Annotated in this window: 7 protein-coding genes; 5 read left to right on the forward strand and 2 right to left on the reverse strand. The window is 59.4% G+C overall.

All coding sequences use genetic code 11. The annotated features are described in order from the left end of the window. Positions 1 to 2: 2 nt before the first annotated feature. Positions 3 to 1,217: a 5-aminolevulinate synthase gene (hemA, locus tag GGE33_RS22635; protein ID WP_148148191.1), complete on the reverse strand. Its 1,215-nt coding sequence runs from the start codon at positions 1,215 to 1,217 to the stop codon at positions 3 to 5. A gap of 391 nt (positions 1,218 to 1,608) precedes the next feature. On the opposite strand from hemA, the gene GGE33_RS22640 reads away from it, so the two are divergent. From GGE33_RS22640 to GGE33_RS22660, 5 genes are all read left to right on the forward strand, one after another. Next, positions 1,609 to 1,872, forward strand: coding sequence for a glycine zipper domain-containing protein (locus GGE33_RS22640; protein WP_148148190.1), 264 nt, complete (start codon positions 1,609 to 1,611; stop codon positions 1,870 to 1,872). A gap of 187 nt (positions 1,873 to 2,059) precedes the next feature. Continuing rightward, the gene (locus tag GGE33_RS22645) at positions 2,060 to 3,988 is read left to right on the forward strand and encodes an autotransporter assembly complex protein TamA (RefSeq protein ID WP_183686343.1); all 1,929 of its coding nucleotides are present in this window, start codon (positions 2,060 to 2,062) and stop codon (positions 3,986 to 3,988) included. Positions 3,989 to 4,006: 18 nt separating this feature from the next. After that, on the forward strand, positions 4,007 to 8,503 hold the full coding sequence (locus GGE33_RS22650) for a translocation/assembly module TamB domain-containing protein (protein WP_183828329.1): 4,497 nt from the start codon (positions 4,007 to 4,009) through the stop codon (positions 8,501 to 8,503). Between the two features lie 192 nt (positions 8,504 to 8,695). Further along, positions 8,696 to 9,175 carry a chemotaxis protein CheW gene (locus GGE33_RS22655; protein WP_148148187.1) on the forward strand — a complete coding sequence of 160 codons (480 nt, stop codon included), beginning with the start codon at positions 8,696 to 8,698 and terminating at the stop codon, positions 9,173 to 9,175. A 205-nt stretch (positions 9,176 to 9,380) separates the two neighbouring features. Then, positions 9,381 to 11,144, forward strand: coding sequence for a methyl-accepting chemotaxis protein (locus GGE33_RS22660; RefSeq protein ID WP_183828332.1), 1,764 nt, complete (start codon positions 9,381 to 9,383; stop codon positions 11,142 to 11,144). Positions 11,145 to 11,188: 44 nt separating this feature from the next. On the opposite strand, the gene GGE33_RS22665 is transcribed toward GGE33_RS22660, so the two are convergent. Beyond that, positions 11,189 to 12,238, reverse strand: coding sequence for an aldo/keto reductase (locus GGE33_RS22665; RefSeq protein WP_183828335.1), 1,050 nt, complete (start codon positions 12,236 to 12,238; stop codon positions 11,189 to 11,191). Positions 12,239 to 12,404 lie beyond the last annotated feature (166 nt).

The raw sequence follows: 12,404 nt of genomic DNA on the forward strand, positions 1-12,404 counted from the left end.
GATCAAGCCACATGCCGCGCCAGCGCGCAGCGTGACCAGAGTTGATGCAGCGAGCCGACCAGATGCTCGAGATCGGCATCCGAATGTAGCGGCGTCGGCGTGATGCGCAAACGCTCGGTCTTGCGCGGCACGGTTGGATAGTTGATCGGCTGCACATAGATATTGCAGTTATCCATCAACAGGTCCGAAATCCACTTGCACTTGGCGGCATCGCCGACCATGACCGGCACGATATGGCTGGGGTTCGGCATATGCGGAATGCCCTTGGCGTCGAGCATGCTGCGCAGCTTGCGGACACGCTCCTGATGGCGCGCGCGCTCCATCTGGCTGACCTTCAGATGCTTGATCGAGGCGATCGCGCCGGCAGCAAGAGCCGGCGGCAAGGATGTCGTGAAGATGAAGCCGGAAGCGAACGAACGGACAAAATCGCAAAGTGCCGCCGACGCCGTGATATAACCGCCCATCACGCCGAACGCCTTGGCAAGTGTGCCCTCGATGATCGTCACACGATCCATCAGGCCTTCGCGCTCGGCAATACCGCCGCCGCGCGGGCCGTACATGCCCACCGCATGAACTTCATCCAGATAGGTCATCGCGCCGTATTTGTCGGCGAGATCGCAGATCTCCTTGATCGGCGCGATATCGCCGTCCATCGAATAGACGCTTTCGAACGCGATCATCTTCGGCGCCTTCGGATCGGCCGCCGCAAGCTTGGCTTCAAGGTCGACGAGATCGTTATGCTTCCAGATCACCCGCTCACACTTGCCGTGGCGGATGCCTTCGATCATCGAAGCGTGGTTCAGCGCGTCGGAGAAAATGATGAGACCGGGGATTTTCTGGCCAAGGACGCCGAGCGTCGCCCAGTTCGACATGTAGCCGGAATTGAAGATCAGGCCGGCTTCCTTGCCATGCAGATCTGCGAGCTCGCGCTCGAGAAGAACGTGGTAGTGGGTGGTGCCAGAAATATTCCGGGTGCCTCCCGCACCCGCGCCACAGTGATCGATGGCTTCATGCATGGCCGCGATCACGGCCGGATGCTGGCCCATACCGAGGTAGTCGTTGGAACACCAGACGGTCACATCCTTGGTGCCATCAGGCGTGTGGTGCGTCGCTCGCGGGAAACTTCCACGCTGTCGTTCGAGATCGGCGAACACGCGGTAACGGCCTTCCTGATGCAGTCCGTCCAGTTCGCTTTTGAAAAATGCCTCGAAATCCATGCTTACGCTCCAAAACCTGCGTCAGGCCTTTTTTTGATTTTTGCCATCTTCTTCGTCAACCCGAAAGAGGCTGCTTGCGCTTGCCTGCGGCAATAGGCCCATTTTAGATTTATTCCAATCCGAATCTTAGCGGTAGCCGAAATGTGAAGATTGACCCACATCAAGCATCTGGCGAATAAATTTGCCCCAACTGGACACAAGCAACGTTGCCAGACAGTGATTGAAGAACCGGCCTCGCCACTATCCTGGGCAGCATTCTTGCATCGTTTTCGGCAATCCGAACAATAAAATACATTGCTCATATGGACTCTTTACAAGCGAGACCTATTGTTCCAACGGAAACGTAGCGCCGTCAGGGAATGGTTGCGACGAAACGGAACTGGAGGAAGCCATGAAGAAGGCTCTGATTATGTTGATGGTGGGCGCATCGCTCGCAAGTTGCACGGCGACCGAGCAGGGAGCTGGCATTGGAGCTGCATCAGGCGCCATTATCGGTGGCGTTGCCACCGGCAACGTTCGCGGCGCGGCAGTCGGCGCAGCCGTTGGCGGCGTGGCCGGTGCGCTGATCGGCAATGTCTCCGAGCAGCCGGGCCAGTGCTACTATCGCGACCGCTATGGTCGCCGCTACATCGACGATTGCCCGCGCCGTTATTAAAGCGCAGGAACCGACATAACGTCAGATATTTCAAATATGTGGCCCCGAAGCCAGCTTCGGGGCCTTTTATTTCATCAAATCATCATGCAGCCGAGATCAAGGGTACCCCTTTTAGGATTTTCCGGGTACAGAGGTTTCAAGCGACCATGAGGGTCTTCACCGACAGCTGCGATACTTAAGTCTGCGTATGGAAAAGAGAAAAGCTGGGAGGATGAGCGACTGGAGCAGCCGGCGGAGAAGCCTGGCCTGCTTGCTGGCTGGTAGCCTGGCTCTTTCGCCCGTCTTTGCGCCGGAGGCATACGCATTCAAGATATTCGGCATCACGTTGTTCGGCAGCGACGAGGAAACCGTCGAAGTCATCGATCCGGTTCGTTATGAAGCAACGATCGAAACAGGCGACGCGGACGGCGACCTGGCTGACCGGTTGAAATCGGCCGCCGCACTTGTGAATGACGACGAAAAGCCGGTTTCCGGTGATCTCGGCATCATCGTCAAGGCGCGCGAAGACCGGGACCGCCTGGTGGCCGTTCTTTACGAAGAAGCCCGATACGGCGGTATCGTCAACATATCGATCGCCGGAACCGATATCGACCAGCTCCCCCCTAATCCGACATTCGACCATTCCAAGCCTGTTCCGGTAACCGTGAATGTGACGCCCGGTCCCGAATTCAAGCTCGGCGCAGTGCGCTTCGAGGGAGACGCGGCGGGTAGAAACCCTGCTGATTACGATCTGGAACCGGGCGGACCGGCCGGCTCGCTGATCATCCTGAAAGCCGGCGAAAAGATCGTTGTCGATTTGAAAGAAGAGGGGCGCCCGCTTGCCCACCCTCTTCAGCGACAGATCACGGCAGATCATGCAAAGCGGACAGTCGATGTGGTGCTTGGCGCCATCGGCGGACCTGTGGCGCCGTTCGGCACAGTAACGGTCAAGGGCGCTCGGGCCGTCAATCCTGACTTCATCCAGAGTTACTCCCGTCTCGACCGGCGCGAACGCTACTCCCCGGAACAGCTCAAAAAAGCCTCGGAACGTCTACGCCAGCTTGGCGTATTCTCCAGCATCACCATCCATGAGGCCGACAGCTTGGCTCCCGATGGTTCCCTGCCGCTTGCGATCGAGGTATCCGAAGGCAAGTTTCGCTATTTCGGCTTCGGTCTTGAATACGCGTCGACTGATGGCGCAGGGGTTCAGGGATATTGGGGACATCGCAACCTGTTCGGCCAGGCGGAATCGCTGCGGCTTGAGGGGGCTGTTTCCGGCATCGGCGCCACGACAGACGTGACGACATTCGATTACTCCGCCGGCATCACCTTCACCAAACCCGGTTTCTACGTCCCGGAAGCGACCTTCGTCTCCAAGCTCGAAGCCAAGAGCGAAAATCCCGAAGACATCTACGAAGCCCAGTCGATCACCTATTCCGCCGGCATCGCTTACGAACTTAACGCCACCGACAAGGTCACTGGTGGCGGCGAGATCTCCTACATCCGCGCCGACGACGCGTTTGATCGCAATGACTACCTGACCTTCAGCCTGCCGGTATCCTTCGAGCGCGACACGCGAGACAACAAGCTTGATCCGACCGAGGGCTATTACGGAACAGTCTCCGCCAAACCGAGTTATGAGGCACTTAAGGGCAATGTCTTCTCGTCATTCGAAGGCTCCATCGCAGGTTATTATGGGCTTGGCGCCGAAGACAAGGTGGTTCTCGCAGCCCGGCTGGGTGCTGGCACATTGGTCGGAACAGGCGACTTGCAGGATATTCCGGTAACCCGTCGCTTCTACCAGGGCGGGGGCGGATCGGTGCGTGGTTACAGCTATCGCGAGATATCGCCCTATAATGACGATGACGATGCGGTAGGTGGCCGCTCTTACGTTTTGGCGTCTTTCGAAACGCGCGTAAAAGTGTCAGAGAATATCGGCATCGTTCCGTTTATAGACGTCGGAACGGTAGCAACCGAAATCGTGCCTGATTTCTCTGATATTCGTGCGGGTGCAGGACTGGGTCTGCGTTATGCAACGCCCTTTGGCCCCATTCGCTTGGATTTCGCAGTTCCGCTCAGGCGCTATGACGGTGGAAATTCGTTCGGTATCTATGCTGGCATCGGCCAGGCTTTCTAAAGAGGCAGCAATACAATTATGACATTCATCGTCCGCCTTCTGAAATGGACATTGAGAGCCGCAATCGCGGCTGTCGGCGTTCTTTTCGTCATGGCGCTCGGCGTTGTTCTTTTCGTCGCCTTCACGCCCGTGGGCGGCGATATCGCTGCCAGCCGCATATCGTCACTTGTGTCCACTCCCGATCGTTCGATCACCTTCTCGCGGCCGGAAGGCCTTCTGACCGGTGACCTTCGCGTCGGCGCACTGACGTTGTCCGACAGCAAGGGCCCTTACGCCCAGATCAACGGCATCGAGATCGACTGGTCGCCGACAGCGCTGATCACCGGCGAGTTCCGTGCCGACCGCATCACCGCAGGCGCGATCGACGTCTATCGTCCACCGGAACCAACCGCCGCAAAGCCTGCCACAACCACGACTTCGTCGGGGGGCACGACATTGCCCGTCGGCATCAGGGTCGCACAGCTCGACCTGCCGGACATCAATCTCGCTCAAGCGCTATCGGGCCGTGACTTCGCACTTTCGCTGAAAGGCTCGATCGATGCGACGGGGCCGAATATCGCGCTAGATCTTCAGGCGACCCGCAAGGATGAGCCGGATGCCAGAGCGCTTGCCGACATCGTTTATGCTCCCTCCGAAAATCGGCTGACACTTAAGGCATCGGTATCCGAGCCACAGGGCGGGCTTCTTGCACGCCTGCTGCGGCTACCCGGCGCTCCGGCCGTGCAACTCGCCCTCGACGGCGAAGGCCCCTTGTCCAACTGGGCTGGCAAGCTTTCCGGGAATGTCGACGGCCAGCCGGTTATCTCGGTCGATGGTCGGCATGTAATGGTCGATAATGGCGGGCACCGCGTCGAGGTCAAAGGCGGCGGCCAGCTTGCCACTCTGATGCCGCCTGCACTTCGCGACTTGTTCGACGGCACGACCGATATCGATATCGCGGCAACCTATTCGAAATCGGGCCGCGTCGATTTCCAGCGCGGCCAGCTGACCTCGGGTGCCGTACGCATTTCCGCCAAGGGCGCGTGGGACCCCAAGGGTGACAACAGCCTGACTGCAAGCCTTGCTGGCACCAAGGGACCGGTCGAAGTGGCATGGCCGATCAACGGGCAGCCAAGCCGTTTTTCGCTCGAAACCCTGAATTTCACCCTGACCGGAGCCGCCGCGGCCGCGCGCTTCAACGCGACCGCATCCCTCCCCTATGCCGAGCTTCCGCAAGGGCGTTTCCGCCAGATCAGGCTTCAGGCGGAAAGCGAAGACCTTGATCTGATTGCTCGTGCAGGCAGCATCCGCAGCCGCTTCACCGTCGGCGAACTGAACTTCGCCAACGCCGATATTGGCCGTATGGTCCGGGGACCGGTAACGCTCGATGCACCGCTGCGCCTTGCGCCACCCGCCATCGGGCTTGATGCCGCCACCTTCGAAAGCGCAGGCTTCAACGGCACCGTCAGCGGTGCCTACGACACATCCAAGCAGGCGGTGACCGGCAATTTCCGCCTTTCAGCCAATCCGAGCATCCTGCCGCCGGCACTAGCGCCACGCTTCGAAGGTGCCATCGCGGCAGAAGGATATGTGGACGTCGTTCAGGGCGGCCGCATGAGCCTGGAAAACCTCGTTATCAAGTCGAACGCGCTCGAAGCCCATGGCAACGTGCTGATGGAAAACGGCAACGTTTCCGGCCGGCTTGCCGGTCGCCTGCCGGATATCAAACGCTGGCTGGGTGACGCAGAAGGCGCCGCAGGCTTCGACATTTCCGCGAAGGGCCTGCTGACCGGCGCGAATGTAAGGGCCGTCATCAATTCAGCCGAAGCCCGGCTTGCCGGCCGCAGGCTGGAAGACCTGAGCCTCATCCTCGAAGGCACGGCAAATCCCGATGCGCCGCAGGGCCGCCTTACCGTCAACGGCTCGATCGACAGCAAGCCGATCCGCATCAGCAGCGACCTGGCATCGGCGAACGGCGAAACCCAGGCACCGGCGATCAATGCCGAAATCGGCCCGAACAAGCTGACCGGTGCCTTGACCTTCTCGCCGGAATTCATGCCGTCCGGCCAGCTCCAGTTCGATTTCCCCGACGTATCGCTGCTTGCAGCGCTGGCCGCTCAGCAGGCCCAGGGTGATCTCAAGGGTTCGGTCACCCTCAATCGCGAAGGCCAGACAACCGGTGCCGTCATCAAGGCGAACGGTTCGGCAATTCGACGCGGTAATGCAGGCCTGGTGCAGCCGGCAATCGACCTGACCATACCGGACATCAAGACGATCGCCGCACAGGGCTCTATCCGTGCCGCGCGTCTTGGAACCGACAGCATTTTCCTTGAAGGCCTGAATGTCGGATTGGATCACTCCGGCACGACGACCTCGATCGACCTGTCAGCCAATTACGACGGCGCGCCTTTGACCACCAAGGCGACGATCGAAACCGCAAATGGTCTTGCCATCGGCTTGCAGAATTTCGAGGCGACACCGCGCAAGATCCCGGTACGTCTGGAAAATCCGACACGCATCGTCATCGAGAATGGCGGTGCACGCCTGTCGAACCTCACCCTTGCGACCGGCACCGGCAGCGTTTCTGTAAACGGCACGGCCGGCTCGACGCTCGATGTGGCCGCAACGATCAATGCGCTGCCGGCAAGCCTGCTCAACACCTTCCTGCCCACCATCCACGCGGCAGGCAACATTTCGGGCACGATCAATGCAACGGGCACAAGCTCTGCTCCCGCAATACGATATGATTTAGAATGGAGTGATGCCCAGCTTCGCCAGATGCGCGACGCTGGCATCAGTCCGTTTCGCATCTCTGCGACCGGCACCTTTGCAGATGGCGCAGTCACACTAGACGAAACACGCATTGCCGGCAGCGGCGGCATGGAAATCACCGCCGACGGCAAGGTACTTCTCAACGCGAACGGTGGCCCGGCACTGAATATCAATGCCCGCGCCAAGGCTATTCCCGCCAGCATCGCCAATGCCTTCGTTCCCAGTCTCGGCGCCGAGGGCATGATTTCCGGCACTGTCACAGCCACCGGCACACCTCAGGCACCTGCAGTCCGTTACAATCTCCGCTGGGACAATGCAGCCGTCAGCCAGACCTCGACTGCCGGCGTTGCAGCAGTCGACATAACCGCTGAAGGCACATTTCAGGATGGCCGCGTTACCGTCGACACTCGCCTTTCCGGCGGAGGAGGCATCGCGCTCTCGGGCGGGGGCACAGCCGTGATTACCGGTGACCGGCCGCTCGATCTCAAATTCTCCGGCAGCCTTCCCTTCTCCATTCTTGCAGGCCAGCTTTCCGCCCAGGGCTTCATTCTGGAAGGCACCGGCAATGTCGATATCGCAGTCCGAGGCAATGCAGCGTCTCCGGCGATTACCGGCACGCTTGTCACATCCGGCTCGCGCTTCATCGATGTCCGCCGAAACCTCGCGATCAATTCGCTTACCGCCAATATCGCATTGGACGGCAAGACCGCGCGTCTCTCGGGCATCTCGGGTTCGCTATCAGGGGGCGGCACCGTCACAGTTGATGGCACCGTCGGCATCGAACCCGCATCCGGCTTCCCCGCAGATCTGACGATCAGGCTGGCCCAGGCGAGTTATGCCGATGGCACCCTTTTTGCGATCACGGCAGACGGCACTCTCACATTCAAGGGTCCGGTGATGTCCGGCCCCATACTGGGCGGCGACATCGCGCTGACCAAGGCTTCGATCACCGTTCCGGCCAAGCTCCCGACCTCGCTCCGTTCGATCGATATTAGGCACCGCAACGCACCAGCTGCAGTTCTGCGACAGATGGAAGAGATCAGGCCGAAACAGGCATCGGGCAGCTCTAACCCCATCAGGCTCGAACTCAAGGTACGCGCACCAAACGGCATCTTCGTCCGTGGCCGCGGCATCGATGCGGAGCTCGGCGGGGAACTGACCGTCGCAGGCACGGCGATCGAACCGCAGGTATCGGGCGGCTTCGAAATGCGCCGCGGCCGTATCATCATTCTGACCAAACGTCTCGATTTCACCGAGGGCGATATCACTTTCGGCGGCGGCCTGATCCCGGTCCTCAACATGTCGGCCGACACGACATCCGGCTCCACGACGATCACAGTCGGTGTAACCGGAATGGCCGACGACCCGACGATCGCCTTCTCGTCCTCCCCGGCCTTGCCGCAGGATGAAGTTCTGGCACAGCTGATCTTCGGCCAATCCATGTCGCGGTTGTCGCCGCTGCAGATCGCCCAGCTGGCGGACGCCGTGAGCCAGCTTGCCGGCGGCGGCTCGACCTCGCTTCTGCAGACGTTGCGCAGCAATCTCGGCGTCGATGATCTGGACGTCAACACCGATGCAACCGGCCAGACAACCGTTTCGGTTGGCCGTTACATCAACAACCGCACCTATCTTCAGGTAGAACAGGGCGGCGAAGGTGGGGCGCAGGCGACGATCAATCTCGATGTCGGCCGCGGCGTGAAGCTCAAAGCAGGAGCCGGCACCGAGGGCGGCAAGGCCGGTATCTTCTACGAGAAAGAATATTAAGGCCTTAGCCTCTAGACCGCGATTTTGCGTTCTATGATTTATGTTTGAGAAATAATCCTCGATTAAAGTCGGCATCGCGCAATCTGAGATTCGCCGTGCTTCGGCGCCGGATTGCGACGTGATGGGATTTGCACCTGAATTCGTCAGGCGCGGTGACCACCATGCGGGCAACGGACAGCTGGGGCATTTCTGATGGCGACCACGATCAATTCCACCATGTATAACGGCGAAATGCTTGAGATCATCGCCTTCCGTCTTCACGATCAGGAATTCTGCGTCAAGACGACGACGATCCGCGAAATCCGCGGCTGGGCACCGTCCACGCCCCTCCCACATGCACCGAAGGACGTCATCGGCGTCATGAACCTGCGCGGCTCGGTCATTCCGATCATCGATCTCGCCTACAAGCTCGGCATGAAGAGCACTGTTGCCAACGAGCGCAGCGCGATCGTCGTCGCCGAAGTACACAACATGGTCATCGGCATGCTCGTTGACCGCGTCTCCGACATCCTCACCATTCCCTCGAGCCAGGTTCAGCCGGTTCCGGAAGTCTCCGCCTCCTTCGATAAGTCCTTCTCCGAAGGGATCATCGCCAACGAGCACGGCATGATCTGCTTCCTGAACCTCGCCAAGATGTTCAAGGGCACCGAGATGGAAGATATTGCCGCCTGAGGCAAGCTTTCACAGCAAAACCAAGTCAAAGAGCCGCGAAAATGCGGCTCTTATTTTTCCTGGCTAATAATTGTAGTTTTAATAAAGGTCGCATTAATTTTTTGATGTCCTAATATAAGTGGAAGTTCAGCGCGTTGTCTGAAAGCGCAACCTCCATTGACTATATGGCAGTAGCCGCCACAAGGTTACGTCTGAGGGACACTCAATGCTGGGACTGGGCAAGACGGCAGGTGCGCTGGACACTCTCGCCGCGATATCGCGATCGCAAGCAGTCATCGAATTCGATCTTGGCGGAAACATCCTAAACGCCAATCCCAATTTCTGCGAAGCGCTGGGTTATTCGCTTGCAGAGATCAAGGGAAAACACCACCGCATCTTCTGCGAAGCGGACTATGTGACGTCGGCCGAATACAAGGCTTTCTGGGCCAATCTTGCAGCCGGAAATTTCGACGCTAAAGAATATAAGCGGATCACCAAGTCCGGCCGCGAGATCTGGATCCAGGCCTCCTACAACCCTGTTTCGCGCGGCGGCAAGCCCTACAAGGTCATCAAGCTCGCAACCGACATAACCGCAGCGAAGATCAAGGCAACCGAAGACGCCGCCAAGCTTTCCGCCATCAGCCGCTCGCAGGCTGTCATCGAATTTCTCCCAGATGGCACGATCCTGGAGGCAAACGAAAACTTCTGCGCCGGCCTCGGTTACGACCTGTCGGAGATCAAGGGCAAGCATCACCGGATGTTCTGCGAACCCGGCTACGCCGCATCACAGGACTACGCGGAATTCTGGCCGCGCCTCGCCAATGGAGAATTCATTGCCGATGAATTCGTCCGTTACGGCAAGGGTGGTAAGGAGATCTGGATCCAGGCGGCCTATAATCCTATCACCGACCTGAACGGCAAGGTGTGCAAGGTGGTGAAATTCGCCACCGACGTGACCCCACGCATGAGCGCGATCGGCATGCTCGGCACGGGTCTTCGCGATCTGGCTGACGGCAAGCTCGATCAATCGATCGAAACCCGCTTCGTGCCCAGCATGGAATCGACCCGCCAGGATTTCAACTCGGTCGCCGCCAAGCTGCGCGACGCGATGAAGGTCGTCTCGCAGAACGCTTCCGGCATCGCCTCTGCATCGAGTGAAATCCGCGACGCGTCTCAAGAACTGGCAAAACGCACCGAGCAGCAGGCCGCATCGCTGGAGGAAGCTGCAGCGGCGCTGGAAGAAATCACCCGCACGGTCGGCGATTCCAGTCATCGCGCCGAAGAAGCCGGGCGGCTTGTCACCAACACCCGCCAGAATGCCGAACAGTCCGGCCTTGTCGTCCAGCAGGCAATCGCCGCCATGGATGAGATTGCCAAGTCATCCAATGAGATCACCAACATTATCGGTGTCATCGACGACATCGCCTTCCAGACCAATCTCCTGGCGCTCAATGCCGGCGTCGAGGCCGCCCGCGCAGGCGAGGCCGGCAAGGGATTTGCGGTCGTCGCCCAGGAAGTCCGTGAGCTGGCGCAACGCTCCGCCAAGGCCGCCAAGGAAATCAAGACGCTGATCAACACCTCCAGCCATCAGGTCTCCGGCGGTGTCGAGCTTGTCGGACGTACGGGAGGCTCATTGCGCGATATTCTCGGTCAGGTCGCGAGCATCCACGACAACGTCTCTGCCATTGTCGAAGCCTCCCGCGAACAGGCATCGAGCCTCCGCGAGATCAGTCAGGCGGTGAACCATATGGATCAAGCGACGCAGCAGAATGCCGCCATGGTGGAAGAGACGACCGCGGCCAGCCACTCGCTGGCAAGCGAGGCTAAGAGCCTGCGCGAACTTCTGATGCAGTTCGATATCGGTGAAGGCACGCGGCTCGCATCCCGACCGGCCGCCCATAGCGCTCCTCAAACCTCACATTTCGGCACGGCCCCGTTGCGAATGGCGCATGCCAATCTCAAGAAGGCAGCCGGCTGGGAAGATTTCTGAGCAGAAACGGAAAAAGGGAGGCCGATCCGGCCTCCCTCACGATCTCAGCCCTTCGGCTCGAAAGGAGCCGGACGCCGGCCCACACCCTGCCGCTCCAGCATCCAGCCCGGATATTCCGGCATCAGCGCGCTGACTTCGTCGAGCTTTTTCATGTCTTCGGCATCGAGCTTGACCGAAACGGCCTTCAGGTTTTCATCCAGTTGCTCGATCCTCTTCGCACCGATGATGACGCTGGTGACGAAAGGCTTGGCAAGGATATAGGCAAGCGCCACCGCGGCCACGCTCGTTTCATGCCTGGCCGCAATCTCCCGCATGGCCGCAACGCAGGCCCAGGCACGGTAATTGTCCACCGGCGGGAAATCGAATTCCTGACGCCGCCCCTCGCCATTGCCGGGCGCCCCGGGACCGTATTTGCCTGAAAGCAGACCACCGGCGAGCGGCGACCATACCATGAGGCCGAGCTTTTCCTCCTGCATCAACGGCACGATCTCACGCTCCAGGTCACGGCCGGCAATCGAATAATAGGCCTGCACCGTTTCGAACCGGGAGAAACCTCGCCGTTCCGAAATGCCGAGCGCCTTGGCAATCCGCCACGCTGCCCAGTTGGAAAGCCCGATATAGCGAACGAGCCCGCGTGAAACGAGATCGTCGAGCGCTCTCAACGTCTCGTCAATCGGCGTGACAGTATCCGTGCCATGGATCTGGTAGAGATCGATATGATCGACCTGCAGCCGCTCGAGGCTTTTCTCGACCGAATCCATGATATGCCCGCGCGAGGCCCCACGGTCGTTGGGCTTGTCGCCCATCTGGCCTAGAAATTTGGTTGCGATCACGATGTCCTTGCGGGCAACGCCCACATTGCGGATGGCCTGACCGAGAATCCGTTCCGAAGTGCCGAAGGAATAGACATCCGCCGTATCAACGAAATTGACCCCAGCTTTGATCGAACGGTCGAGAATCTGGTCGGCCGCATCCTGATCGACGCCGGCGATCTTGCCCCACAGGGCTGCATTGTCGGCCTCGCCGAAGGTCATCGTGCCGAGGCACAGTTCGGATACGAACAGCCCTGTATTGCCCAATTGATTGTATCGCATGAACGGCTCCATCTGGGAGATATGCTATGTGAAATGAGAAGATGCCCCGGCCGCAGGACTGCGCAATCCGCGAAAGGCACGGCGCATCAATAACCGACATTGATCGGTTTGGCAAGATAAACGGAGGCATCTCCGTTTATAAAAATTGCCCTGCCGCTGACATCAG

The sequence above is a fragment of the Aliirhizobium cellulosilyticum genome (assembly GCF_014198105.1).
Taxonomy (GTDB): Bacteria; Pseudomonadota; Alphaproteobacteria; order Rhizobiales; family Rhizobiaceae; genus Neorhizobium; species Neorhizobium cellulosilyticum.

What these genes read in the sequence shown, in the direction of transcription:
- GGE33_RS22660 (WP_183828332.1), top strand. Translation starts at nt 9,381, where the DNA reads ATGCTGGGACTGGGCAAGACGGCAGGTGCGCTGGACACTCTCGCCGCG.
- GGE33_RS22645 (WP_183686343.1), top strand. Translation starts at nt 2,060, where the DNA reads ATGGAAAAGAGAAAAGCTGGGAGGATGAGCGACTGGAGCAGCCGGCGG.
- GGE33_RS22640 (WP_148148190.1), top strand. Translation starts at nt 1,609, where the DNA reads ATGAAGAAGGCTCTGATTATGTTGATGGTGGGCGCATCGCTCGCAAGT.
- GGE33_RS22655 (WP_148148187.1), top strand. Translation starts at nt 8,696, where the DNA reads ATGGCGACCACGATCAATTCCACCATGTATAACGGCGAAATGCTTGAG.
- GGE33_RS22650 (WP_183828329.1), top strand. Translation starts at nt 4,007, where the DNA reads ATGACATTCATCGTCCGCCTTCTGAAATGGACATTGAGAGCCGCAATC.
- GGE33_RS22665 (WP_183828335.1), bottom strand. Translation starts at nt 12,238, where the DNA reads ATGCGATACAATCAATTGGGCAATACAGGGCTGTTCGTATCCGAACTG.
- hemA (WP_148148191.1), bottom strand. Translation starts at nt 1,217, where the DNA reads ATGGATTTCGAGGCATTTTTCAAAAGCGAACTGGACGGACTGCATCAG.